Origin of the sequence: Gemmatimonas aurantiaca T-27, assembly GCF_000010305.1 — a bacterium.
GTDB lineage: Bacteria > Gemmatimonadota > Gemmatimonadetes > Gemmatimonadales > Gemmatimonadaceae > Gemmatimonas > Gemmatimonas aurantiaca.
Genome location: NC_012489.1, coordinates 3664162 through 3690365 on the forward strand (window position 1 = coordinate 3664162; position 26204 = coordinate 3690365).

Genomic DNA, 26204 nt, shown 5'->3' on the forward strand with positions numbered 1-26204 from the left:
CGTCCGTCCAGCTCCCGTAGCTCCAGCTCCCGTGGCCCCAGCTCCCGTAGTTCCGGCCCACGGTCACTCCCCTTGCCCTTCTCAGTCATCGTGACGGTGTGTGCCTTCTCCCGCACGAAAACCCGCGAAATCGGCATCAAGTCCAGCGCCTCCGCTCCGATCTTCAACTATGAACGAGCGTGGTTGCCGCCGATGTCGGTGGGGGCCGCTCGCGCCCGTTATCGCAGTCCGATGCCTCTCGACACCACAACTCGCATGTTGGCCCCGTTCCTCAATCGGTTGAGCGATGAGGAACTGGATTCCATTCCCTACGGGGTGATTCAATTGGATCCCGAGGGTTTTGTCGTTTCCTACAATCGTGCGGAAGCCGAGAATGCCGGCTACTGCCCACGCCCCATTGGTCGACATTTTTTTCGTGAGGTCGCCCCCAGCGCCAACGCCCCGGAGTTTCACGGGCGGTTCCTGCGTGGTGTCGCCGAAGGTCGACTCGATGAGACCTTCAACTTCACGTACCACTGCGACCTGATGCCGCGGCGTGTGCAGCTACGGTTGTACCTGTCCCCTCAGACCCAGTCCGTTTGGCTCTTTGTCGCCAAACCGGACGGCACTCCGCTCGACTGGCCCAGTGTGGACCTCACGCCGGTGCTCACCTCCAAGTATGTGCCGCGCTTCACCGGCTTCGCCGCTCTGAATGCCACCGTGGACGCCCTGCTGGCCTGATAGACAGGCCACAGGTCCCGACCAATGTGCACCACCCGATGCGCCAACTGGACGCCCTGTCCGGTTGGCGCATCGAGTCATGTCTGAACATCACCGGACGCATCGTCAGCGGCTCAGACCAATAGCTCTGACCTGGGCGGCACACCGTCACGCGCGTACCACCTGCGCAACGGGCCCGTCGCGTCGCTCGCGATTTGCCGCGCCAGGCGTAGCATAGGAGCATGGAACGCCGACTCTTCCTTGCCGATCTGACGCGCTACGCCGCCCTCTGCGCCGTCGTCCCCAACATCTGGCGCGTCACCTCGCGCCCACACTTCGCCGACAATCCGTTCGGCCTGGGCGTCTCGTCCGGTGATCCAACCCCCACCGGCGGTGTGCTCTGGACCCGTCTTGCCCCGCGCCCCAACGATCCCGATGGTGGCATGGAAGGCACACGCGCGACCGTCGATTGGGAAGTCGCCCACGATGATCAGTTCAAGAACATCGTGACCAAAGGACGCGCGACGGCCGGACCGGAACTCGCCTACAGCATTCACGTCGACGTGGACGGACTCGAGCCCGATCGGTGGTACTTCTACCGCTTCATGAGCGGCGAAGCCGTGAGCCCGACCGGTCGATTCCGCACCACGCCGCCAGACGGCGCGCGCACGCCGCTGCACATGGCGTTCATGTCATGCCAGCGCTGGGACCAGGGGTTGTTCACCGCGCTCGGACACGTCGCACGCGAGGAGCAACTCGACCTCGCCATCCACCTCGGCGACTACATCTACGAAGGCGCGAGTCCCGCCACGGCCCTGCGCAAACATCAGGGCCTCGAGATCCGCACGCTCGACGACTATCGCCGTCGGTATGCGCAGTACAAGAGCGATCCCAATCTGCGCGCCGCACACGAGCGATGCCCGTGGCTCGTCACGTGGGATGATCACGAGGTCGACAACAACTACGCCGGTCTCGTGGGCGAAAACGTCATGGAGTCGACGGAGCAGATGCAGCAGCGTCGTGCGGCGGCCTATCAAGGCTGGTGGGAACACCAGGCCGTGCGCGTACCACGGGTGAAATCCTGGGCCGATCTCAACATCACGCGCACCGTGAACTGGGGATCGCTGTCGCGCTTCTACATGCTCGATACCCGGCAATACCGCGACGACCAAGCCTGCGGTGACATGATCAAGCCCGTCTGCGCCGATTCGCTCGATCCCAAGCGCACCATGCTCGGTGCCGCGCAGGAACAATGGCTGTACAACGGACTGGGCTCGTCCAAGGCGCACTGGCAGGTCATCGCCAACCAGGTGATGATGGCACAGTACGATGCTGCTGCAGGGCCCGACTTCCGTGTCTCGATGGACCAGTGGGGTGGCTATCCGGTCGCACGTGATCGCCTGCTCGGCGAGATCGGCAAGCGCGCCCCCAATCGGACCGTGGTCATCACCGGCGACATCCACACCAATTGGGTGCACGACCTGCACAACGGCTTCTCGCGCCCAGACCGACCGGTGATCGCCACGGAATTTGTGGGCACCAGCATCGCCTCCGACGGCGATGGCCGAGACATCGATGCCGCGCGCCTGTCGACCATGCAGAGTGAAAACCCGCATCTCAAGTGGTACTCCGCGCGTCGCGGTTACGTACGTTGCCGCATCGACGAGCAGGCCTGGAACGTGGACTATCGCACCGTGCCGTTTGTCTCGCGTCCCGATGCGCCGATCAGCACCGCGACGTCGTGGCGGTTGCAGCATGGGAAGGCCGGGGCCGAACGCACCGCGTGAGCGGCGGGGATGTAGGGGACGAGTAGAGGCTGTCCCCTACATCCGTGACTGTGCCGGAAAGATCGTGCTGAACTCCCGCGTCGGCATGCGAGCGCCGCCACGCAGTGTCTGAACGATGTCGTCGGCTCGATCATCATCGCAGCCGATGGAGCGCAGGCTGTGGTAGGCCATGCCAAACGCCAACTCGCGCTCCCCCATGAGCGCCTTGCTCACCCCCAGGCGCTCGAAGTGCTCCTGCTCCTGGTCGTTGTGGGTGCGCACGATGATGTCGATGTCGGGATTTTTTGCGCGCACCAGCTCGATCACATGTCGCGCGTGGTACGGATCGGGCGTCGCGACCACCAGCAGTCGCGCAAACTCCGGCTTGGCGTGTTCCAGAATGCCCGGACGCGTCGCGTCACCATATACTGCCGTCACGCCCAGCGTGCGCATCGCGTCCACCACACGGCGATCCTGGTCGATGGCGATGAAAGGCACCCCCACTCGCTGCAGTGCGTCGCCGATGGTGCGGCCCACACGACCATAACCAATCAGGATGGCGTGATTGGCCGGCGTGGCCATCCAGAGATCGGTGCTGTAAAGGCGCGGAGCCTTCTGTCGCTCGAGGCGATCGAGCAGGCGTGGATAGCGCGCCAGAAACTCGGCCAGACGATCCATGGCCAGGAACAGCAGCGGATTGAGGACGATCGTGACCAGAGCGGCAGCCAGAATGAGACTGCGCGCTTCTTCCGTGAGCACACCCAGTGTCACGCCGATGCCGGCCAGAATGAATGAGAACTCGCCGATCTGCCCAAAACTCGCCCCCAGTCGGAGCGAGGCACCCAAGGGGTGTCGCAAGAGCACCATCACCACTGCCGCGACCAGCGTATTGCCCACGATGATGACGGCCGACGTGAGCGCCACCCGCCCCGGTTCATGCAGCAGTACCGCCGGGTCGATGAGCATGCCGGCCGCCACGAAGAAGATCACGGCGAAGGCATCCTGCATGGGCAATGCGTCGGCACCGGCGCGATAGCTCAGGTCGGACTCGCTGATCACCACGCCGGCGACAAAGGCGCCCAGTGCGAAGGACACGCCAAACAATGCCGCGGCGCCGACCGCCACCCCCAGCGACACCGCCAGCACGGCCAACGTGAACAGCTCGCGCGATCCCATGCGCGCCACATGCGTGAGCAACCATGGCACCGCACGGCGACCCACCAATGCCATCAGGCCGATGAACGCACCGACCTTGAGCACGGTGATGATCACCACTTTGGCCAACCCGAAACCCACACCGGCCGACGCACCCGCCGCCGCGCTGCCCGGGGCCGCGCCATGCGCCGCATCGGCCACACCAGCGGCACCCAACGTCTCCAGCACCGCCGGCAGCATCACCAGCGCGATCACCACGACCAGATCTTCGACCACCAGCCAACCCACGGCGATGCGCCCGTCGAGCGAATCGAGCAGGCCGCGGTCTTCCAGCACACGCAAGACCACCACGGTGGACGCCACCGACAACGACAGGCCAAACACCACGGCAGCCGGTGCGTCCCACCCCCAACTGAACGCCAGCACGGAACCAAGCCCCAGCGCGATCAGCATCTGGATGCACGCACCGGGCAGCGCGATGCGACGCACACGCAGCAGATCGCCGGGTGAGAAGTGCAGTCCCACGCCAAACATCAGCAGGATGACGCCGATCTCGGCGAGCTGACTCGCCAGCGAGATATCGGAGACGTAGCCGGGGGAATGTGGGCCGAGCGCGATACCGGCGAGCAGATAGCCCACCAGTGGCGGCATCTTCAGCTTGGCCGCGATGAGCCCGAAGAGGAACGCCACGCCAAACGCCGCGGCAAGCGTGACGAGAAGACCAGTCTGCACATGCATGCGGATAACCTAGTGGGGCGAGGGAAGCCCCCTCCCCCAGGGCGCGGATGCCGTCAGTGCTGAACGCCGTCGGACCGAGCGCCATCCCGCGCCGGGTCGAGTGCGAGCAAGGCGAAGGTGGCCAACCAGTGCTCGCCCATGTAGTCCCCGGCCACCCACGGCAAACTGGCGGCGAGGTGACGGTCCACCGCCTGCATGGCCTGCGCGCGCCGCATATCACCCACCGCCATCGTGCCGGCAAGCGCACGCCAGCACCAACCGCGGCTCAGGTTCAACCCATCCAGGTGGGCGATCTTGTCGTCGGATCGATCGCTCACCTCGGCCGGCTGCAACAGCGTGGACGGTTCGCCCTGCGAAAGACGCGGCAGGAATTCCGCGAACCAATCGTGAAAGGCCTCCGGTGACAGCACCCACCGCATGCACTCGGCCTCGATCAAAGCCGACGAAAGGAAATCGTCACCACTCGGCTCCCAGGCCTGACAATCGTGATCACCCGCATACCAGCGCCGCGCGGTCGCACGCACCAGCAGGCCCAGCTCTCGTGCTGCGGGCAGTGACGAGGCGTCAGCGTATTCCAGCGCCAGCCGCAGCGCGAACGCGGTGTTGTAGTGCGTGCCCACGCGCACCGGGTACGTGGCCTTGGGCAGGAACGCCAGAAACCGATCGACAAAACACGCAGTGAGTGGCGCCAGCGTGGCCGCCCATCGTTGTCCGGCCTCGGTGTCATGCCGCTCCAGCTCTGCCGCCAGCATCAGCAACCACGCCCACCCGTACGGTCGTTCAAACGCGCCACGCGCCGCATGACGGGCATAGTCGACTTCCACGGCCATGCGCGCCTCGGTGAAGTACGTATCGAAACACGCCGCAATGCGCGCCGATTCGTCGAGCCTCGGAAATTTCCGTGCCACCGTCGCCATCAGCCAATAGCCGTGCACACACGAATGCCAGTCGAAGCTGCCGAAAAACACCGGATGCAACGACGCGGGGGACTGCACGTCCTCGTCATCCAGCAGAATATGATCGAGCTTGTTCGGGTACTCGCGCGCAACGTGCGCGAGCGCCAGACGCGCAAAATGCGCGGCCGTATCGGCATCGAGTGTGTTGACGGAACGACCTGCGGAAGATGGAGAGACGCTCTGGGTCACCGGCAAGGTCCTGGAAACACGCGGCCGCGTCAGCGCGGAAACGCGAAGTACGCAAGCAGCACAATGTTGGCAGCCAGCAGCATGAGGGCCGTCGGCACCTGTGCCTTGATGACGCCGTACCGATCACGTAACTCCAGCAACGCGGCGGGCACGATGTTGAAGTTCGCGGCCATCGGTGTCATGAGCGTGCCACAAAACCCCGACAGCATACCGATCGCCGTCACGATCACCACATCTCCCTGATACTGCTGCACCACCAGCGGCAGACCGATACCTGCGGTCATCACGGGAAACGCGGCGAACGCATTGCCCATGATGATCGTGAAAAGCGCCATGCCCACCGCATAGGCCACCACGGCGGCGGTCGGCGTGCCCAATGGCAGGTACGTAGTGGCGAGTTCGGCGATGATCTTGCCCACGCCGGCGGCGGCAAACAGGGCGCCGAGCGCGGCGAGCGCCTGCGGCAACACGGCCGCCCATCCCACCGAGTCCATGAGCCGTCGCGCCTCGGTGATCGGGGCGAAAATGGGCGGTCGCAACATCACCAGGGCTGTGATCAACGCCAGCACCGTGGCCAGCCCGAGTGCCACCTGCGTGACCTGCTTCGGGTCGACCAGCGGTGTACCTCCAATCACGAGGCGACCGAGCAACAGACTGCCCAGGAAGGTGGCCACCGGCACCACCAGCACGGGCACAAACAGGCGATTCCCCCAACGCGCTGCGGACTCCGCGCGCGCATCCGGTGTGGAGGCGTCTCGGGAGCTGGTGGCCAGCCCACGTGAGGCCGTCAGCACCATCAGCAGCACCAGGATGCCGTTGGTGAAGTCACCCAGATGTGAGCCGAGCAGAAAAATCACCGCATACAGCGCCCAGAACACCGTATTGCGCACCGGCATGTGGCTCCGCCTGTCGCGGAAATTCACAATGGCGATGCCGGCCAGCATGAGCCCCATCAGCACATAGATCGCTTCCAGACGGATCATGAGTGCGAGCCCTCGGGCGACGCACCCAGCGATTCCTGTTCGGCAAATTCGCGCGACTCCCGGCGCAGTTGTCGATCGAGCAACAGCAGACGGGTGCCGTGAATGAGGAACGCGATGATCGCGGTGGGAATTGCCCATCGGGCGAGGTGCAACGGCTCCACGAGGATCCCATTCTGCTCGAGGAACCCACGAATGAGCAGAATCGATCCGATGGCGACAAACACATCCTCGCCGAAGAACATGCCCACATTGTCCGCGGCCGCCGACATCGCCTTGATGCGTTCGCGCGTGGATTCGGGCAACGGGCCGTGTGCGTGTTCCGCCGCGGCTTCGGCCATCGGCGCCACGAGCGGACGCACCATCTGCGCATGACCGCCGAGTGATACGAGTCCGAGCGCCGACGTCACCTGGCGAAGCGTGAGATAGACCAGCAACACCCGACCGGCCGTGGCGGCGTGGATTTGCCCGATCACTTCACGCGCACGCTCCTTCAGGCCCGAGCGCTCCACTACACCGATCACCGGCAACACCAGCCACACGATGGCCACATAGCGGCTTTCCACGAACGCGTGGCCAAACGCCGCGATCACGTCGTGCAACGATTGGCCGCTGGCCAGACCGGTGGCGAGACCGGCAACCGTCACCACCAGCAGCGCATTCAGTCGGAACGCAAAACCGAGGATGACGATGAGAATGCCAATGAGGGGAAGCATGGCGGCGAAGATGCACCCCGAAAGGGCCGGCCACCATGCTCCCCCACGATCAGACTCACCCTGGTCCGCCGCCGATCTTCTTGAAGACCTCGCCCATGTAGGCGAACATCGCCGGATCGGGGGTATTGGCCTGCACTGCGTTGATCTGCGTATGCTCCTGCTGGTACATGGCCCGCACGTTGGCGGCGATCTCGCGATTGCCGCCGGTGAACGCGTTCACGAGTTCCCGCCAGCGCACAGCCAGTGCCTGCAGGTCCGGGTCATCGGCGCTGGTGCCCTTGGCCATGTGTGCACGCACGGCGGGGATCACCTCGCCCCAGGCCTGCTCGACCTCGCGCACCTTCTCGGTGCCCAGTGCCGCGCCCCGCGCCTGGATGTCCTGCAACTGCTCGGGGGTGAAGTACTTCTCCATCATGATGGTCGCCTCGATGATGCGACACAGCTCCGTGAGGGGAACGTGTGTCGCGGTGTCCAAATGGCGCGCCAGTTGCTGCAACCGCTCGGTGAGTCGCTGCGTCTGCGCGAGTTGCGCCTGCAGCCGATCGAGATGCAGTTGAATGACACGCTGGGCAGAGAAGGCGCCGTGCAGCAGGCGCCTGATCTCGTCCAGAGGAAAACCCGTGGCGCGCAACGACTGGATCTGCTGGAGTCGCTGGACGTCTTCGTAGGTGTACAACCGGTGGCCGGCCGGCGTGCGCTGCGAAGGGACCAACAATCCGATCTCGTCGTAATGATGCAGGGTGCGCACCGAGAGCCCTGTCTGCGACGCCAGCGCGCCAACCTTGAGTGGTGGAGTACTGGCCTGCAGCATGGGACACCTCGGGAAACGGGAACTGGACATGGCCACCAGCCCGGATGGGGCAGCCACAGCACACAGGCTAGGCCCTCACGTTACGTGAGGAGCAAGGGGTCCGCGAAAAATCCCTCCGCCCGGACCGGATGATATTCTTGAGGGATGCCAGTTCCCCTGCCCCGCTCCCCGCGCCGTTCCCTCGGCACGCCCCTGACCGTCGGCCTGCTCGTTCTCTGTATGGCTGCGACACCCGCTGCGACCCGTGCGCAGGGGCAGACGTCGGCGGGTAAGCCGTCCCCGCTGATCCTCGACGTGGAGCGTCGCCTCCCGGCCGTCATGCCCAAAGTGGTCACCTGGCGCCGTGACCTGCATGAACATCCCGAGCTCTCCGGCAACGAGGTGCGCACCGCCAAGCTCGTGGCCGATCACCTGCGCGCCCTGGGCATCGACGTGCGTACCGGGGTGGGCGGTCACGGTGTGGTGGGCTTGCTCAAGGGCGGCAAACCCGGCCCCGTGGTGGCGCTGCGCGCCGACATGGACGCGCTGCCGGTGGCCGAACAGGTGGAGCTGCCATTCAAATCGAAGGTGACCGCCGAGTACCGCGGGCAGACCGTGGGGGTGATGCACGCCTGCGGACACGACACCCACGTGGCGATGCTGATGGGCGCCGCCGAAATTCTCGTTGGCATGAAGGCGCAACTGCCCGGTACGGTGAAGTTCATCTTCCAGCCCGCCGAGGAAGGACTGGGCAACGGCCGCACGGGCTCGAAGCTCATGATCGCCGATGGCGTGCTCGAGAATCCGAAAGTGGATGCGATTTTTGGCCTGCACGTGGGCAATGCACCCGTCGGGCAGATCAGCTATCGCCCAGGCCCGATGATGGCCGCGTCGAACAACGTGTCCATCATCGTGAACGGCAAGCAGTCGCACGGCGCCATGCCGTGGGCCGGTACCGATCCCATCGTGATCGGTTCGCAGATCGTGGGGGCGCTCCAGACCATCGTCTCGCGGCAGACCGACATCAGCACGGTGCCGGCCATCATCACCATCGGCGCGTTCCAGAGTGGCGTGCGAGGCAACATCATCCCCGACAGCGTGGTGATGTTGGGCACCATCCGCACATTCGACCTGGGCATCCGCAAAGAGATCTTTGCGCGGGTGACCCGTACGGCCGAACAGATCGCGTCGGCATCGGGTGCGACGGCCCGTGTGGTGATCGACAGTGGCAACATCGTCACACGCAACGACAGCACGCTGACGCTGCGCATGATCCCCACCCTGCAGCGCGCGGCTGGTGAAGCGGGTGCGTTTCCGGCGCCACTGTGGACCGCGTCGGAAGATTTTTCGTGGTATCAGGAACGGGTGCCGGGATTTTTCTTCAACCTCGGTGTCACCCCCAAGGGTACGGACTGGCGCACGGCGCCGGCCAATCACTCACCGCTGTTTTTCTCCGATGAAGCGGCACTCCCCACCGGCGTGCGGGCGCTGGCCAGCCTGGCGGTGGACTACCTCATGAACCCGGTTCGCCCATGAACGTGCGTCTTCGTGCTTCCCGGCGTGTGCATCACCTGTTGACCGGCGCCCTGTTGCTGCTCACGGCGGCCTGCGCTGGACGTCCTTCCACCACGTCAGCCAGCGGTTCGCCCGCGGCGCTACGGGTGTATGACAGCAAGGCGGGCAAGTTCGTGGGCTTCTCGCAGCTCATCGACGCGGCAGCGCAGCGTGACTTTGTGTTCTTCGGCGAGCAGCACGACGACCCAGCCACACACGCGGCGGAACATGCCGTGCTGGCCGCCCTCGGCGAACGACGCCCCCGCGTGATCGTGTCGCTGGAAATGTTCGAACGCGACGTGCAGCCGCTGCTCGATCAGTACCTGGCCGGGACAATCTCCGAAGCCAATTTCCTGGCCGGCTCACGTCCGTGGGATCGTTACACCACCGACTACCGACCCATGGTGGAACTCGCGCGGGTGCACGGCTGGCCGGTCGTTGCGTCGAATATTCCGCGCCCATTGGCCAGTGGCGTGAGCCGCCGCGGTCTGGCGACGTTCGATACGCTGAACGCCCGCGACAAGCGCTACGTGGCCCGTGAGCACAACTGTCCACGCGATCGGTACTACGACCTGTTCGCCGAGGCCATGGGTGGTCATGGCGCCGGCGGCGGCCCGCCCACGGCCTCGGACGTCGCGGCGATGCAGGCCATGACGATGCGTTTTTACGAGGCGCAGTGCACGAAGGATGAGGCCATGGGTGAAGCCATCGCTGACGCCTGGAAGACTGCACCCAAGGGCACGCTGATCTACCACGTGGATGGGGCATTCCACAGCGACTACGGGCTTGGCACCGTGGAACGCGCGAAACGACGCGCACCGTCAGCGTCGTCGATCATCCTCACAGCCATTCCGGTGCCGGATCTGGCGAAGATCGACCCCGCCACGCATCGCGAGAAAGCAGACTACGTGCTCTTCACGCGGGCACCTAAATAGCGGCGGGTCGTCGCGGGGGACGGACTACTGCTGTCCCCCGTATCCACGTTCGACGAGAAACGCCCGCACTTTTTCGGGGTTCTGCTCCACTTCGAGCGAGCCAGGACGCAGCCCCACCCGAATGAGCAGGCCCGTGCCATCGGGTGATGCCACGACCACCCCGTCCGTCGTGATGCACACCACCTCCGCCGTCTCCGAGAGCTGCATCGGATGACCGGAGAAGTGCATCGTCGAGGCCTCGGACAATCCCTCGCCTGTCATTCCACCGTGCGGTTCACTCCACGACACCCCGGTGAACAGCACGATGTCGTTTCCGCCATCGCCAAAGGCGTCCTGCGGCACACCGAACACGCCGGGCGTCGGCTCGATCTCCGCGCGCAGCCGGTAGGCGTCGAACAGTGATTCCACGTCGGCCGTGTCGATGCCAATGCGCACCGCCTCACCGTCCTGCAGGACGACGGTCACTTCGTGTTCGGCGATCGCCATGCCTCGCCACGCGCCCCGCAAACGGCGCAATGCTTCAACCGTTTCGGTCGTCGCCTGAAATCGATACTCGCGCAGAACACACCCCAGCGTAGAACCCGCACCTGCGGCCGTTGTGGCGGCCGTCCCGGACCCGCTCAGGCCCGTGCGGAAATCTCGCTACTCGGCCCGCCGCAGCACATAGGCGTGCCGGAAGGTGAACGTGTCCTCGTCGACCTGCTGTTCGGTGACCATACGCACCTCACCAGCACTCACCACGAAGGTCTCACGTTGACGCGCCACCGGCGTGTCCATGCTGAGACTGTCCGACTCCTCCGTCGTTTCGAGCACCAGGCGCAGCGGGGCCGCTCCCTCACCACCGCCGCGGGAAATCACGTCGAACGCCTGGTGCCATCGGGCAGAACTGTTGCCCCAGCGCGCCGTTTCCATGGCCCCATCGAAATGCAGCCGGTCGGTGCGCGTGGCCACATGGCCGTGCGCGTCTTCGTACTGGAACTGCAACTCGAGGCCGTCCCGATCCGGCGATGGCACCACCTTCAGCTTGGTGTGCCGCGTCACCCGCACACCGAGCAAGCTGTCCGGCGTTTCGAGGGTACCCTGCCACTCGCCCACCAGCCGGCTGTAGAGCTGGTCACGTTCGAGCGGACGCGTCAGCTTCGCCGGGCGCATGCAGGCAGCAGCGACCGACAGGACCAACAGGGCAATTGTGAGGACGGATGTGCGGCGCATGGCGGGGACCTCTGGAGACAACTGGCGCACCGGTATGCCCATTTGACGCAGTGACGGGCCAAAGGGTTGTATGGCTGCCAACAGTCGATCGGATGTGCACCCTACCCCTGGGACGAAGCGCGCCTGTTTCCCGAAAAAGACAAGAGGCGCCGATCGCTCGACGCCTCTTGGTACTGCGCAATGATTCCCCTGGCCCGATCAGCGACCAAGCAGGGCCTTACCGACGATCGCGATCCTCGTCCCGATCTTCGTCATCGGAGAATCCGAACGGATTGGCGCCGCCGGCCGCTCCCATGTTCTCCACGCGCAGCCGCTGCTTCATGACGGTCCCGCCGACCTGCAGCACCACCGCGAAGTCACCGGTGTTGGCCATGCCACCGCCCGCCAGCGCGCCGCCGAAACCACCGCGGCCGCCCGTGGCCGGCACCGGCAAGCCAATCAGGTCGAACACCCGGCGCACGGCCGGATTGCTGCTGGCGTTCTGCAACTGCGTGGCCCGTTCCTGCAGCGCCGCCGCACCTTCACCACCGCCGGCCGGAGCCCCGACACGCAGCGTGGTCGCTTCGGCCGGACGCGCGCAGAACGCTTCCCACTGCGTGAGCGGACGCTCACAGGCGCCGGCTCCCGCGCGGCCACCACCACCACGGCCGGCGTTGAAGCCACCGGCGGGCGGGTTGAGCAGTTGACGCGCCAGCGAGAGCGCCACACTGTCGTACTTCGCCGCGACCAGTGAGTCGAGCACCTGCGGCATGCGCACGGCGCGCAGAATGCTGTCCCGCTTCTCACTCGGCGTCAGCGCCGCACGCGCAGCAGGCCGCGCGTTGAGCGCAAAATTCCACGTCACCGTGTGAAGACCTGTCGTGGCCGGACCCGTCATGCTGCTCACCGTGTCACCGGTGGCGTTCACGATGGAAATGCGCGCCTGGCCGGTCGACCCCTGTGCGATGCGATAGCTGATCGATGCACCGTACGCCGGGTTCTGCGTAGCAAAGAAGTTCTGCCCGTTGCCGTTGCCGCTCGCGCCACGCAACGGCTCTTCACCCCACTGCTGCGCCGGACGCGGTTCGAACAGGTGTACCGGCTTCGCGGCAATCTCCTTCGACATCTGCTGCAGCGGCGCCACGTCGAGAATCCAGATGCCACGGCCATGCGTCGCCGCAATCAGTTCACGATCGCGCGGATGAATCTGCAGATCGTACACCGGCGTGCTGGGCCAGTTGCCCGTGAGCTTGGTCCAGGTGGCACCACGATCGATGGACGCGTACACACCGATCGACGAACCCACGTACAGCACATCCGGATTGGTGGGGTCTTCGCGCACCACGTGCAGGTAGTCACCCACACCGCCCGTGGGCAGGTTGCTGACCAGCGACGAGAACGACTTGCCACCATCGCGCGACACGAACAGGTACGGCTTGAAATCACCCCAGCGGTGGTTGTCGAATGCCACGTACACCACGTTGGTGTCGAACTTCGACGCCTCCACGCGCGTCACGTACACTTCCCCGCCATTCGGCAGTCCGGGAATACGCGACGACAGGTTCTCCCACGAGCCGCCGTCGTTGGCCGACTTCCACACGTGGCCGTCATCGGTGCCGGCGTACAGCAGGCCCGCACGCGCCGGGCTTTCTTCCAGCGCCACCACCGTGCCGTACGTCTCGGCACCTGTGGCATCGAGCGTGATGCCGCCTGTGAGGCGCAGCGAGGTGTCGAGCTTGGCCGTCAGCTTGCGCGACAGGTCCGGAGAAATGAGCTGCAGGTCCTCACCACGCTTCACCGACTTGAGCACACGATTGCCCGCGAAGTAGATGACGGCGGGATTGTGCGGTGAGATGAAGAACGGGGAGTTCCAGTTGAAGCGCAGCGACTGGTCTGCCGAATCGGCCTTCTGCTGAGTGCGCAGGGCATTGATGGCCGTGGTCTGCGCGCGCGTGGCGGGCGTGAGCGGGTTGCCACGGATGACCGCGATGGAGTCTTCCCACGCCTTGTACTTCGCCTGCCAGCTCGGCTTCACGAACGCCATGCGTTCGCCCGACTTGAGGTTCACGCGCGAGGCGTTGCCGCCCTGCGACTCGCCGTACACGATGTTCGGGTCGGTGGGGTCCATAGCGGCATAGAAGCCGTCACCGCCGGCAATCGTGAACCAGTAGCCGAGGCTGGTCGTGCCCGTGCGACGACGCGACGGTCCGCACCAGGTGCCATTGTCCTGCGCGCCGGTGCAGATGTTGTAGGGCACACTCATGTCGTAGGCCACTTCGTAAAACTGCGCGACGGGGATGTTCTGCCCCTGCGAGAAGTTGCCGCCCTTGTCGTACGTGAATGCCACGCCGCCGTCGTTGGCGAGCACCCAGCGCTCGGGGTCGTTCGGGTCGATCCAGATACCGTGATCGTCCACGTGCACACCCTGCGCCGTGTTGCGCGAGGTCTTGCCACCATCGTCGGACACCTGCAGGTCGGTGCTCGAGAAGTACACCCGATCGGCATTCTTCGGATCGCTGCGCACCTGCGAGTAATAGAACGGACGCACGTTGTAGTTGTTCATCTGCGTCCACGTGGTGCCGCCATCCGTGCTGCGCCAGAGGCCATTCAGCTTCGGATTGCGCTCACCCACGATGGGCAGCGTGGTCTTCTCCGACGCCTCGATCATCATGTAGATGATGTTCGGGTTGCCGAGGTTGATGTCGAGGCTCATGCGGCCCTTGATACCGGCCGGGAAACCACCGCCCTTCACTTCATTCCACGTCACACCCGCATCGGTGCTCTTCCAGAGCGCCGAACCCGGGCCACCGCTCCACAACGAGTAGGGCGTGCGGAAACGCTCCCAGCTCGTGGCGAAGACGATGTTCGGATCCTTGGGATGCATGGCCACATCCACGAACCCCGCCTTGTCGCTGACATGCTTCACGAGCGTCCACGTGTTGCCGCCATCCGTGGTGCGATAGAGGCCACGTTCCGGATTGGAACGCCACGCCGCGCCCAGTGCGGCCACGATCACGATATTCGGGTTGGTCGGATGCACCGCGATGCGTCCGATGTGCTCCGTCTTCTCGAGCCCCTTGGCCTGCCACGTGAGGCCACCGTCGGTGCTCTTGAAGATGCCACCGCCGGGTTCGATGGAATTGCGCGAGTTCACTTCACCCGTGCCGGCCCACACCTGCTGCGTGTCACTCGGCGCGATCGCCAGCGCACCCATCGACACGACGCGCTTGTCGTCGAACGTGGGACGCCAGGTGATGCCGTTGTTGGTCGTCTTCCAGATGCCACCGGCCGCGGATGCCGCGATGATGGTCTTGGAAGGGCCGGGAATGCCGACCACATCGGAGAAGCGGCCCATGAAGTTGGCCGGACCGATGGTGCGCCAGCGCATGCCGGCGATGGTTGCGGAGTCGATGGCTTGTGCCGCTGCCGTGCTCACGCACAGCAACGACCCGACCATCGTCACCGCAGCACGCGGGACGAAACGGGAGATTCTCATGATTGGGGCGGGATGGTTGGGACCAGTGGAACGGTGGAAAAGGTACGTCACCGGCGCCAGCTTTACAGCCATGATCCCCACAATCGGCATTGCCGCGTTCGACGCGGTCGGTCCCCTGGCCCCCTGGCGCTTCGAGCGCCGCACCCCGGGCGCCCATGATGTCCAGATCCAGATCGAGTACTGCGGGATCTGTCACTCCGACCTGCACACGGTGCGTGGTGAATGGGGCGGCATTGCCTATCCCCAGGTGCCCGGCCACGAGATTGTCGGGCGCGTGGTGGCGGTTGGCCCGAACGTGTCCAAGTGGGCCGTGGGTGACCGGGTGGGCGTGGGGTGCATGGTGGACAGTTGCCAGAGCTGCGACCCCTGCCGCGACGGCCTCGAGCAGTACTGCGAAGCGGGCAACACCGGGACCTACGGCGGCACCGAGAAGGAGACCGGCCGGCCTACGCAGGGCGGCTACTCCACCGCCATCGTGGTGAACGAGGACTTCGTACTGCGCATCCCCGCCAATCTCGATCCGGCCGCCACGGCGCCGCTGCTCTGCGCCGGAGTCACCACCTGGTCGCCACTGCGCCACTGGAAGATCGGCCCGGGCAAGCGCGTGGGCGTGGTGGGCATCGGCGGACTCGGGCACATGGCCGTCAAACTCGCCGCGGCCATGGGCGCGGAAGTGGTGGTGCTGACCACCTCACCGTCCAAGGTGGAAGACGCCAAGCGCCTGGGTGCGCATCACGTGATCGTCTCGGGTGATGCGACCGCCATGCGCGCGCATCGCAACACCCTCGACCTCATCATCGATTCGGTGAGTGCGCCACACGATATCGAAGCCGAAATGCGGCTCCTGCGCCTCGATGGCACGTTGTGCATCGTGGGCGTGTCCCCCGAGACCCATCCCATGCCGGCGGCGTTCACGTTCATCGGCAAGCGCCGCTCGTTGGCCGGCTCGCTCATCGGCGGCATCGCCGAAACGCAGGAGATGCTCGACTTCTGCGGAGAACACGGCATCACCGCCGACATCGAACGTATCGCGGCCGCCGAGGTGAACACGGCCTATGAGCGCATGCTCAAGTCCGACGTGAAGTACCGCTTCGTGATCGACCTGGCCACGCTGAGCGCGCCGACCGCGTAAGCCGTGCGCTCAGTCAGCGAACGGCGCCTCAGGGTGCCTGTGGTGCCATCCGGAATGTGCTGCCGGGTGGCACCATCGCTTTCACGGTCCAGCGCACATCACGGACGTTGGTGATGGTCACGCGGTCGAGCGTCGTGTAGCGGGCATCGAGTGCCGTCCAGAGGGCGTCATTGCGTTCCTTGCCGTGCATCGAGATGAGCAATACGCCGTCCGGCGCCAGCATCGACTCGTAGCGCTGCACACCAGCCAGGGTGTCGTGCAGGTAGTAGATGCTTTCGTTGAACACGATGACATCGAAGCGTTCATCGACGACAAATTCGTTCATGTCGCCCACGACGAAACGGGTGGTGGCATTCGCCTTGTGCTGCGCGCGTTGAATGGGTTGCTCGAAGTCCACACCCACATAGCGGCCGGCTGCCCCGCGCAGCTCCTCCTGAAACACTCCTTCGCCGCATCCCACATCGAGCAGCGAGCCGCCGGGCTTGAGATAGGCCGCGTAGCCGGCCAGCACACTGTGGTGCGCACGTTCGTCGATGTTGCGCAGCCAATCCCACCCGCCCGCCGCATATTCGCTGTTCCAGCGCCGTTCGCGGTCCAGGCGCAGTGCGCGACGCACCGAGCGCACGAGGCGCGCACTCCACGGAAGGGCAGAAGAATCTGCGCCGATGCGGGCATCAGCGACCGGTGTAGCTGGACGAGACGACATGGCAGGAACGGACAGAGTGGGCATTGATCTGACGGGGCAGCCGCGTCAGATCACGGACGGGGTGAACTGGAGTTTTGCGAGCTTGAGTGCGAACAAGGCATGGGACAGCGGCCCGCCCACGCTCATGCGGCCAAGACGGAACGGGTCCCCTCCTTTCCGGATGGTACGACGCTTGAGCGTCACCGCACCGGCATAGCCCGCGTCGCGCACACGCTGCACGGTGAGTCGGTCGTGTGAGCCATAGGGAAACGCGAAACTCGTGCACGCCGCGCCCAGTGACTGCTCCAGGTCTTCTCGGCAGCCCGCCAACTCTTCGCGCGCCGTGTCACCATTCAAGCCGCGTACACGTCGATGGTGACGTGTGTGTGCGCCCACATCGTGCCCGGCCTGCAACATCGCGCGCAGGGCAGCGGCATCGAGGAGCCTCGCCGGTGGCGCCGAAGGATCCCAGCGATTGCGGTCGCCAAGGTACGCGCTCACAGCGTACACCGTGCACGGCCAGCCGAGCGCAGACAGACGGGGCAACGCCTGCGATACCACACTGTCGTATGCATCATCGAAGGTGATGGCTATCGGACGCGTCGGCAGCGAGGCCACACCGCGCTGCCAGGCGAGCACCTGACCGATGGTCACACCGGTGTAACCCAGGCGCTTCATCCAGTCGAGCTGACCAGCGAACATGTCCGGAGTGACGAAGTTGGTGTCATCTCGTGCGACATGTGGTGGTACTTCAATGCGGTGATAGCACAGGGCCGGAATCCACATGACCGGCTCAATGCGCCGACGACATCGGAGCTTCGAGCGATGTCTCCATCATCAGGTGTGCCTGCTCGGCCACCATGCTCGCATGCTGCTTGCGCTGCTCATCCCAGAGCAGGGCGTACTTCGTGAAACCGCACCAGGCATGTACCGCCGCAAACACGAACCCGCGCACACCTTCACGCCACATGCCTTCCAGCAAGTAGGTCTTCATGAAACGCCATGCCGGGCGAAATACCATGTCCGACACCCGCACGGTACGACCTTTGGCGAACAAGTCCTGCGCGCCCCACACCGAGTAACGATGTCCTTTCTCGAGTTGGTGGGCGAGATCGCGGTACGATTCGTGTTCGAGCCGGGCGCGAAGATCGGCAACCGGTCCCTCCACCTCGAGCCGCTCGTGCACCCGCTGCGACGTCCATCGCGCAGAGGAGGGATAGAGCCGGATATGCCAATCGCGTGACCAGCCCCCGAGTTCATACGGCCCACCCAGGTAGCGGTTGCGCATCTGAATGCGATAGGCCTGTGCGGTGGGTGCGGCCACGATGACGGCGACTTCCGATCCGAGCTCCTCTGCGGCACGCTCATCGGCATCCACGGAAAGCACCCAGCGGTGCTTTGCGCGAGCAATCGCCGCATTCTTCTGGTCCGCGATGGTAGGGCCGCAACCTTCGAGGACCTGCGCCCCGAAACGTCGTGCGATATCGCGGGTACCGTCCGTGGAGTTGGCATCAGCCACGATGATTTCCGATGCCCACCAGAGTGAGGCCAAACAGCCCGGCAGACGGTCTTCTTCGTTCAACGTCGGGATAACAACCGTCACGGGAACCGGGGTCGGCCCCGGCAAGGTCGCGATGGTGCGTGTCATGGTGGGGGTGAGAGCGTTACGTTGCGATTGTTCGCCTCCATGCTCAGCAGTTTCATCCCCATCTGACAGCGTTTTCGCAGCGCTTTAACACCTCCTTAACACCGCCCTTCCCCAGACTGCATGGCCCGTTCGCCCATTGCCGAGTGGCCAGATCCGGACACTCTGCTCGTTGTAGAAGACGACGACGCCCTCCGGGAAACCCTCGCGCAAACGCTGGGGACCATGTGCCGTCAGGTACGCACGGCGAGTTCGCTGGCCGAAGCCGTGCGTGAGTGCGCGCAGGTCTCTCCGCAACTGGTGTTGCTCGACCTCGGTCTGCCGGATGGCGACGGATCGGAGTTGCTTCGGCAGCTCCGAGGGGTGACCGACGTGCCGATCATCGTGCTCTCGGGCCGCGATGACGAAGACGAGAAGGTGGCCATTCTCGATGCGGGCGCCGACGACTTCATCAGCAAGCCCTGCGGGGCGGCGGAACTGCAGGCCCGAGTGCGTGGGCAGATACGACGCGCCGCCATATCACACGCCTCGCGCGCCTGGTCGGTGCTCACGGTGGACGGCGTGGAGATCGACCTACAGCAACAGCGCGTGGTACGTCGTGGGGAACTGCAGCGGCTCACCCCCACGGAGTGGTCGCTGTTGCGCGCGCTGGTGCTGCATGCCGGCCGGCCCATGTCGCCACGCCAGCTCTGGGATATCGTGTGGGACCGAGAGTTCGGTGACTTCGCCACACATGTGCGTGTGCACATCACGCATCTGCGCCGCAAGATCGAACCGGATGCCTCGATGCCACGCCTGATCATCACCGAACCTGGCGTGGGTTACCGGTTCAACGCGCCCTCATGAATACCGGCGCACCCCACGCGCAGGTGCGCTGGGTGGATCCGTCCAGACGCTGGCAAGTGTGGGCGCGATGGCTCACGCTGTATGTGTTGCTCACGGCGCTCGTCGGCCAGGTGGCGGGGCAACCCGAAGTCAGAGTGGCACACGGTGTGCTCGCATATCTGCTGCTGATCATCGGTGCCAGTCGCGAAGGTGGGCGCGCGTTGTCGATCGTCCTGGTGATTCTCTGTCACCTGACCATCGACTGGTTCTTCGTGCCGCCGCTATACCAGTTCGGCAGCACCCGTGAACTGGACTGGCTCATTCTCGTGGGATTTGCGACAGCGGGATTGCTGGTGTCGCAACTCTTCGTGAACCTGCAACAGGCCGCACGACTGGCGCACGAGCGCACGGCGGAAGTGGAGCGTCTCAGCCAAGAACGATTGCAGCTCGAGCGTGAAGCGTCGGCCGCCCGCGTGCTCGTGGAAGCAGACCGTCTCAAGAATGCGCTGCTCAATTCCGTGGCCCATGATCTCCGCTCGCCAGTGGCCACATTGGCGCTGTTGTCCGATCCCGCGTCCGGGTTCCAGAGCCAGGATGCACTACTGCGTGTGAATGGAGAGGCACGACGGCTCAACGACTTCCTCGTCACGCTGCAGCGATTCGCCAAGGCAGGTGAAGCACCGGCCCTGCAAATGCAGCCTCACGACGCCGAACTGGTGCTGCAGACGGCGCTGCGGTCGTCCACCGGATTGTTGGCTTCGCGTACCGTGCACCTGCCTTCGCCGGTCGAGGATGCCGTCGTCACCTGCGACTCGACGCTCGTGAGCCAGGTCCTCGGCAACCTGCTGCAGAATGCCGCCCGTCATGCCCCGGCCGACCAACCCATCGACCTGATGATTCGCGCGGGAGACTCGACCGTGGACCTGATCGTCGCCGACCGCGGCCCCGGACTGCCGGCCGATCAGGTAGATCGCATCTTCGCCCCCCTGCGGCGCCCCCTGCGCGCCACCGGCGCCCCGTCGACCGATGGACGCATGGGGATGGGACTGTCGATCGCCCGCACGTTCGCGAGGGCACAGGGGGGCGACGTGCTTTACCGGCCGCGCGACGGCGGTGGATCGGAGTTCATCCTGCGCCTGCCTCGTGCGCAGGTCACGACGCGCCCGTGAACTCGATCTCACGAATCGTGATCGATCCGCGTGACTGGGCGTGCGGACAACTGCGCGCGATCGCCTCGGCCTCTGCATAACCGTCGGCCTCGATCAGAAAATACCCGGACACGACCTCACGGAGCTCCGCGTACGGCCCATCACGGACAATCACGGCCGCCCCTTCCCGACGGAGAATGCGACCACCTTCGTCGGTGAGCTTGTGGCCACCTCGCAGGCGACCCTTGGCCCCCATCTCCTGCGACCAGGCGCTGTAGCGGGCCACGATCTCCTGAAGTTCTGCCGGGGACATGTCCGCATATTCGGTGGGATCGTCGGCCAGCAGCAGCATGAACAGCGACATGGAATTCTCCGCATGAGAAAGAAAGACGGCACACGCCCCTCCGTGGGGGTCGAAGTCCCCCCGATGGCGCCGTCGCATGTCGAGGACGCAGGATCGTCATCGGAATCGACATCGGCCTCGCCGGGCAGTGCCGAGCATATGCTGACGGACCCTCGCGGCTTCCGCGAGGCGGCGGCGCGCGTGACCGCGATCCTGGTCCGACATCACGGGTCACAACAACTCGATCGCATTGAAGATGCGGTACAGGACGCCTTTGCGGCGGCGGCGCGGAGCTGGCCCGTAGCCGGCGCGCCGCGTGATGCGATGGCCTGGCTCGTCCAGGTGGCCCGCCGCCGATATCTCGACCGCGTGCGCGGTGCGCGGCGGTGGGTGGACGACACGGAGGCGATCGATGCTGCCGTCAGTGCGCACCACGTGGACGATGACGCCATGTCCGAACCGGCACCGCTGGCCGACGATCAACTGCGGCTGCTGTTCCTCTGCTGCCATTCCGCTTTGAGCGCCGAATCACGCGTCGCACTCACGCTCAAGTGTGTCGCGCAATTCAGCGTGCCGGAGATCGCGCGGTTGCTGCGCGCCGATGTCCCCACCGTCGCACAGCGTCTGGTGCGAGCCAAGCGCACGCTGCGTGAAACCCGTGTGCCCTTCATCGTGCCGGCGCCCTCGGCCCTGCCGGAGCGGCTCGACGATGTGCTCGCCGTCTGCTACGCGATCTTCACCGAAGGACACCTGGCCACCCACGGCGAGATGCTGGTACGGCCCGAGTTGTGCCGCGAAGCCATCCATCTGGTGCAGCAACTGCTGCGTTGGCCGGACACCGATACACCGGCAGCACGGGCGTTGCTCGCGCTGATGCTGCTCACCGCAGCACGACTGCCAGCGCGGGATGCCGATGGCGCGCCCGTCCCGCTGGCCGAGCAGGACCGCACCCTTTGGGACCGGTCGCTGATCGCACGCGGCATGCGGATCTTTGCCACGTCCATCGCGGGTCCCACGATCACGCGCTATCACGTCGAGGCGGACATCGCGGCGGCGCATGTCACGGCAAGCGACTACGCCGGCACGCCCTGGTTGCGCATCGTGAACGCCTACGACCTGCTGCGTCGTATCGCCCCTTCACCGATGGTGGAACTGGCGAGCGCGATGGCGATCGCCGAGTCCGGCGATGACACACGAGCACTGGCCGAGGTGCAAGCGATGTCCGCCGCGATGCAGCGTTGGCCCGAATGGCACGCCACACTGGCCACACTGTTGGCGCGACTGGGGCGCCACGATGAAGCCGCCCCACATTGGAAGGCCGCGATTCGTGAGACAGAATCGCGGCCAGTCCGAGAACACTATGAACGACAGTTGCGAGTCGCACCGGATGGGTTCGGGGGGTGAACATGCCCCCCCGAAACCCGAAACCGTTGGCTCCGACTATCGCCCGGCGTTGGCTCTGACCGCCAGCGCCCCCAGTCGTTCGCCCGCTGCGCGCAGGGTCTCTTCCCGCTTTGCGAAGTGGAATCGAATCAAATTCTTCACCGGCTCGCGGAAGAAACTCGAACCGGGCACACCGGCCACGCCGATCTCCTTGATCAGCCACTCGGATGCGGCCGTATCGTCGGGGAAGCCCAGTTCGGTGATGTCGACCATCACGTAGTACGCGCCCTGTGGCTCGGTGAACGGCAGGCCGGTGCCACGCAAGATCTCGAGGAAGAGATCGCGCTTCTTCGTGTAGATCGTGGTGAGCTCTTCGTAGTACGACATCGGCAGTTCGAGCGCGCCCACGGCGGCGTCCTGCAGCGGGGCCGCAGCGCCCACCGTGAGGAAGTCGTGCACTTTGCGCGCCTGCGCGATCACCGACGCCGGCGCATGCACATATCCCAACCGCCACCCCGTGATCGAATAGGTCTTCGACAGTGAATTGCAGGTGATCGTGCGCTCGAACGCCCCCGGCAGCGTGTTGAAGTACACATGCTCGTGCGGCGCGTACACGATGTGCTCGTACGGTTCGTCGGTGATGACCCACGTATCGTACTGCTCGGCGTACTTGAGAATGGTGAGCAGTTCCTCGCGCGTGAACACCTTGCCACTCGGGTTCGACGGGTTGCACACCACAATTGCCTTGGGCTTCTGTGCGAACGCCTTCGCCAGATCGTCTTCATCGAACCCGAAGCCGGGCGGATGCAGCGGCACGTAGATGGGTTCTGCGCCGGAGAGAATGGCATCGGCCGCATAGTTCTCGTAGAACGGCGAGAACACGATCACCTTGTCGCCCGGATTGCAGGCCGTCATCATGGCGACCATCATCGCCTCCGTGCTGCCGCAGGTGACCACGAGATGCTGGTCTGCATCCACGTCGAGCCCGGTGAAGCGCGAGATCTTGCCGGCCAGTGCCTTCCGGAAAGCTGGCGCGCCCCAGGTCACCGCGTACTGATGGTTCGGTCCGCGTGCCGCCCGTTCGAGGCCGGACAACAGCGTTTCCGGCGGATCAAAATCCGGAAATCCCTGCGAGAGATTGATGGCGCCGTACTGATTGGCGAGGCGCGTGGTCCCACGGATGACGGATTCCGTGAAGACGGAGAGGCGTGCGGCTGTGGTAGGCATACGGCGACATATATCGCCGGGCAGGGGAGCCCGCCACTGCGCGCGGCGACACGCCATCACCCCATGGCCGGCACGGCCTCTGAGGTGATGCGCGCCTCTGCAGGACGGGCAGCGCCGGATGCGGGGTGATCCGTGGCAGAGGGGCCATCAGTGCGCCGCCGCGTGAGCACTGACGCGCTGATCATGAGCGCGACAAAAGTCACGTCGAGCGCGCCAAACGCGATCGCCGCGGTGGCCGCCTTGCCATGCCCCTCGGCCACCAACACCCCGCCAATGGTCGCCCACACCGGTGCTCCACGCCATGTCCACAGCAGGCGTTCGCGGGCGATATGCCGCCACCAGCGCACCGAGAGCAACGCGAAGGCGATGGTGAGCCAGCATTGCAGCGCATCGTGCAGAGGTGCCTCGCCGCCAAGATGGGGCACCGGGGTGCGTAACACCGGCAGCCATGGCACCAGCCAGCCACTGTGATTGCCATGCGTGATGCCATCGAGCACCACATGACTCACGCCACCAATCCAGGCCGACCATGCCACGGAGACCCAGTCCCACCATGTCGCCGGCGCGCGCAGGGCCAGCAAATCGTGCAGACGCCACTCCGGATGATCGCGGAGGTATGGCACCAGCGCCGGCAGCAGCCGGGTGGTGAGCAGCCACACCAACGCCATCGTCAGCGGCACCGTGAACCAGATCTGCGCCGACAGCGTGTGACTGAACAGCCAGTCGTGTGACATGCGACCGATGAACTCGAGATCGGGCGCCATGCTGCCGATGCACAGCGCCAGCCCGGAGAAGCGATGCGGCCAGCGCATCTTGAGCGGCAATACGAGGGCCTGATGGGACAGGATCGTCGCAGGCATGTCTTTTTCGGAAAGGCGACCAGGCCAATGCACCGTGAACGCCCCCTAGTCTCCGCTGGCCATGCCACAGCGACGGTATCGACGTGTCGCCTCCCGGGCTCGGTTCAGCAACAAATCGCACACCAGAGGGGTGCCCCCATCTGACCACGACGCGTCGGCCCACGGACAGCAATACGTGCCCGAAGCAGGGGTTCGCTCGTCCTTCCCTCGACCCGTCGCGGGGTGCCGGTTGCAAAACAGCCGTCCCCCGTGGACTTTCGGGGACTCTTGCCACCGGTGTGATAGCGTGCCACAACTCGACCGTGTACTGACCCGCCTCGAAGCCGGCGCCGCCTCGGCGATCCTGCTCGAAGCGGATACCCCCATTCGCTGCGTCACGCCCAACGGCCCGCAGCCGGTCAGCACACAGGTGCTCACACGCGCGCAGGCGCTGGCGCTGGTGAACGAGATGGCGGGCGCAGACGACAAGCCAGCGGTCGCGGCTGGCGCCGGCATTCGTTTTCTGTACGCCTGGAACGACAAACAGTGGTTGGTGCAGCAGGAGAGCGACGCGCCGCTGCGCATTCGCATCCGGCAGTGGGTCGACAAGCCCGGTCCGGCCGACCCTACTGTGCCCACCGGCACGGGCCACATGCGCCGTCGTGCGTCGGACAAACCGCTGGGTTCGTTCGAGAACGAGGCCGCAGCCCGCGAAGCCATTGATCGCCTCCTGCGAGAGCAGGTCCGCCGGGGTGCGGCCGATCTGCACCTGCGAGTTGGCGAGCCGCCCATCCTGCGCATGGGGGGAGACCTCCTGCGCATCGAGGGCGAGCCGGTGCTCGATGACCCCACCGTATCGGGCATGCTGTGGTCGATCATGCCCGACAAGAACAAGGCGGAATTCGACGGTAGCTGGGACACCGATTTTGCCCATGAGATTCAGGGCCTTTCACGTTTCCGCGTGAATGTCCTGCGGGACCGGAACGGCGTCGCCTCCGTGATCCGCACCATCGCCACGGGTACGGTCACCGTGGAGCAGATGGGCATTTCAGCGGAAGTCCAGCAGCTCTGTCACCTCACCAAGGGACTGGTGCTGGTGACCGGCCCCACCGGCTCCGGCAAATCGACGACCCTGTGTGCGCTGGTGGACCTCATCAATCGCACACGCTCCGATCACATCATCACGATCGAAGATCCGATCGAGTTCGTGCACCAGAGCAAGAAGTGTCTGATCACGCAGCGTCAGGTGGGCGTGCACACGCAGTCGTTCAAGAGCGCTCTGCGCGCGGCGCTGCGTGAGGATCCGGACATCGTCCTCGTGGGCGAACTACGCGACCTGGAAACCATTGCCATAGCGCTCGAGACGGCCGAAACAGGCCACCTGGTGTTCGGCACACTGCACACCAGCACCGCCGCGTCGACCATCAATCGCATCGTGGACCAGTTTCCGGCCGACCGGCAGGATCAGATCCGCGTGATGCTCTCCGAGTCGCTCAAGGGTGTGGTATCGCAGACACTGTGCCGCAAGATCGGCGGTGGGCGTGTGGCCGCACGTGAGATTCTGCTCGTCAACAAGGCGGTCAGTTCGCTCATCCGCGAAGGCAAGACGGTGCAGATCCCCAACATCATCCAGACCAACCGCCGACTGGGCATGGAAACGCTCAACGACGCCCTGCTCACGCTGGTCCGCAACAAGACCATCGAGGCGGAAGAAGCGTTCGTGAAGTCGGTCGAAAAGAAGGAAATGGCGGGCAAACTCAAGGCGATGGGCTACAACCTCGACGGGCTGACGTCCGAGGAGTAGCAGCGCCC

The 26204-nt window shown here is 65.0% G+C and carries 23 protein-coding genes; 9 read left to right on the forward strand and 14 right to left on the reverse strand.

All coding sequences use genetic code 11. The features are described from left to right. Positions 1–72: 72 nt before the first annotated feature. Both GAU_RS21235 and GAU_RS15880 read left to right on the forward strand, forming a co-directional pair. Positions 73–720, forward strand: a complete 648-nt coding sequence (locus GAU_RS21235) for a PAS domain-containing protein (RefSeq protein ID WP_156799086.1) — start codon at positions 73–75, stop codon at positions 718–720. Between the two features lie 221 nt (positions 721–941). Then, positions 942–2486 (forward strand): alkaline phosphatase D family protein, encoded by a 1545-nt coding sequence (locus GAU_RS15880; RefSeq protein WP_015894918.1) that lies wholly within the window; start codon positions 942–944, stop codon positions 2484–2486. 36 nt (positions 2487–2522) lie between these two features. Here GAU_RS15880 and GAU_RS15885 read toward each other — a convergent pair whose 3' ends face one another. The 5 genes from GAU_RS15885 to GAU_RS15905 are packed head-to-tail and all read right to left on the reverse strand — an operon-like array spanning position 2523 to position 8010. After that, entirely contained in the window at positions 2523–4358 is a 1836-nt protein-coding gene (locus GAU_RS15885; protein ID WP_015894919.1) for a cation:proton antiporter, read from the reverse strand. 53 nt (positions 4359–4411) lie between these two features. Next, positions 4412–5503 carry a DUF2891 domain-containing protein gene (locus GAU_RS15890; protein ID WP_015894920.1) on the reverse strand — a complete coding sequence of 364 codons (1092 nt, stop codon included), beginning with the start codon at positions 5501–5503 and terminating at the stop codon, positions 4412–4414. 29 nt (positions 5504–5532) lie between these two features. Further along, positions 5533–6486, reverse strand: a complete 954-nt coding sequence (locus GAU_RS15895) for a DUF979 domain-containing protein (RefSeq protein WP_015894921.1) — start codon at positions 6484–6486, stop codon at positions 5533–5535. Next, positions 6483–7199, reverse strand: coding sequence for a DUF969 domain-containing protein (locus GAU_RS15900; protein WP_015894922.1), 717 nt, complete (start codon positions 7197–7199; stop codon positions 6483–6485). The genes GAU_RS15895 and GAU_RS15900 overlap by 4 nt, the downstream gene beginning before the upstream one ends. A 55-nt stretch (positions 7200–7254) precedes the next feature. After that, positions 7255–8010 carry a MerR family transcriptional regulator gene (locus GAU_RS15905; RefSeq protein WP_015894923.1) on the reverse strand — a complete coding sequence of 252 codons (756 nt, stop codon included), beginning with the start codon at positions 8008–8010 and terminating at the stop codon, positions 7255–7257. Positions 8011–8229: 219 nt separating this feature from the next. On the opposite strand from GAU_RS15905, the gene GAU_RS15910 reads away from it, so the two are divergent. Both GAU_RS15910 and GAU_RS15915 read left to right on the forward strand, forming a co-directional pair. After that, on the forward strand, positions 8230–9525 hold the full coding sequence (locus GAU_RS15910) for an amidohydrolase (protein WP_015894924.1): 1296 nt from the start codon (positions 8230–8232) through the stop codon (positions 9523–9525). Beyond that, positions 9522–10478: a ChaN family lipoprotein gene (locus tag GAU_RS15915; protein ID WP_052574495.1), complete on the forward strand. Its 957-nt coding sequence runs from the start codon at positions 9522–9524 to the stop codon at positions 10476–10478. Before GAU_RS15910 ends, GAU_RS15915 begins: the two co-directional genes overlap by 4 nt. A gap of 24 nt (positions 10479–10502) precedes the next feature. On the opposite strand, the gene GAU_RS15920 is transcribed toward GAU_RS15915, so the two are convergent. From GAU_RS15920 to GAU_RS21240, 3 genes are all read right to left on the reverse strand, one after another. Further along, positions 10503–10964, reverse strand: coding sequence for a hypothetical protein (locus GAU_RS15920; protein WP_015894926.1), 462 nt, complete (start codon positions 10962–10964; stop codon positions 10503–10505). Between the two features lie 156 nt (positions 10965–11120). Beyond that, positions 11121–11690, reverse strand: a complete 570-nt coding sequence (locus GAU_RS15925) for a hypothetical protein (protein WP_015894927.1) — start codon at positions 11688–11690, stop codon at positions 11121–11123. A 217-nt stretch (positions 11691–11907) separates the two neighbouring features. Next, positions 11908–15165 carry a WD40/YVTN/BNR-like repeat-containing protein gene (locus GAU_RS21240; protein WP_169307709.1) on the reverse strand — a complete coding sequence of 1086 codons (3258 nt, stop codon included), beginning with the start codon at positions 15163–15165 and terminating at the stop codon, positions 11908–11910. A 70-nt stretch (positions 15166–15235) separates the two neighbouring features. Between GAU_RS21240 and GAU_RS15935 the strand changes: the two genes are divergently transcribed. Next, the gene (locus tag GAU_RS15935; RefSeq protein ID WP_015894929.1) at positions 15236–16297 is read left to right on the forward strand and encodes an NAD(P)-dependent alcohol dehydrogenase; all 1062 of its coding nucleotides are present in this window, start codon (positions 15236–15238) and stop codon (positions 16295–16297) included. A 28-nt stretch (positions 16298–16325) separates the two neighbouring features. On the opposite strand, the gene GAU_RS15940 is transcribed toward GAU_RS15935, so the two are convergent. Genes GAU_RS15940 through GAU_RS15950 form a run of 3 tightly spaced genes read right to left on the reverse strand, consistent with a single transcriptional unit; the run spans position 16326 to position 18630 of the window. Next, complete coding sequence (locus GAU_RS15940; RefSeq protein WP_169307710.1) at positions 16326–17003, reverse strand: class I SAM-dependent methyltransferase; 678 nt, start codon at positions 17001–17003, stop codon at positions 16326–16328. A 45-nt stretch (positions 17004–17048) separates the two neighbouring features. After that, the gene (locus GAU_RS21245) at positions 17049–17768 is read right to left on the reverse strand and encodes a polysaccharide deacetylase family protein (RefSeq protein WP_015894931.1); all 720 of its coding nucleotides are present in this window, start codon (positions 17766–17768) and stop codon (positions 17049–17051) included. Between the two features lie 7 nt (positions 17769–17775). Beyond that, positions 17776–18630 carry a glycosyltransferase family 2 protein gene (locus GAU_RS15950; protein WP_015894932.1) on the reverse strand — a complete coding sequence of 285 codons (855 nt, stop codon included), beginning with the start codon at positions 18628–18630 and terminating at the stop codon, positions 17776–17778. A gap of 120 nt (positions 18631–18750) precedes the next feature. On the opposite strand from GAU_RS15950, the gene GAU_RS15955 reads away from it, so the two are divergent. Both GAU_RS15955 and GAU_RS15960 read left to right on the forward strand, forming a co-directional pair. Then, positions 18751–19473 (forward strand): response regulator transcription factor, encoded by a 723-nt coding sequence (locus GAU_RS15955; protein ID WP_015894933.1) that lies wholly within the window; start codon positions 18751–18753, stop codon positions 19471–19473. Next, entirely contained in the window at positions 19470–20621 is a 1152-nt protein-coding gene (locus GAU_RS15960; protein WP_041265608.1) for a sensor histidine kinase, read from the forward strand. Before GAU_RS15955 ends, GAU_RS15960 begins: the two co-directional genes overlap by 4 nt. Here the strand turns inward: GAU_RS15960 and GAU_RS15965 are convergent. Further along, positions 20605–20964: a YciI family protein gene (locus GAU_RS15965; protein WP_169307711.1), complete on the reverse strand. Its 360-nt coding sequence runs from the start codon at positions 20962–20964 to the stop codon at positions 20605–20607. The two genes, GAU_RS15960 and GAU_RS15965, sit on opposite strands and share 17 nt — an antisense overlap. Before the next feature lie 12 nt (positions 20965–20976). On the opposite strand from GAU_RS15965, the gene GAU_RS15970 reads away from it, so the two are divergent. Beyond that, positions 20977–22347, forward strand: a complete 1371-nt coding sequence (locus GAU_RS15970; protein WP_083765712.1) for an RNA polymerase sigma factor — start codon at positions 20977–20979, stop codon at positions 22345–22347. A 36-nt stretch (positions 22348–22383) separates the two neighbouring features. Here the strand turns inward: GAU_RS15970 and GAU_RS15975 are convergent, their stop codons facing one another. Further along, positions 22384–23553, reverse strand: a complete 1170-nt coding sequence (locus tag GAU_RS15975) for a pyridoxal phosphate-dependent aminotransferase (protein WP_015894937.1) — start codon at positions 23551–23553, stop codon at positions 22384–22386. Positions 23554–23609: 56 nt separating this feature from the next. Continuing rightward, entirely contained in the window at positions 23610–24413 is an 804-nt protein-coding gene (locus GAU_RS15980) for a DUF4184 family protein (RefSeq protein WP_015894938.1), read from the reverse strand. A gap of 286 nt (positions 24414–24699) precedes the next feature. On the opposite strand from GAU_RS15980, the gene GAU_RS15985 reads away from it, so the two are divergent. After that, positions 24700–26196: a type IV pilus twitching motility protein PilT gene (locus tag GAU_RS15985; protein WP_197525997.1), complete on the forward strand. Its 1497-nt coding sequence runs from the start codon at positions 24700–24702 to the stop codon at positions 26194–26196. The last annotated feature ends 8 nt before the right edge of the window (positions 26197–26204 follow it).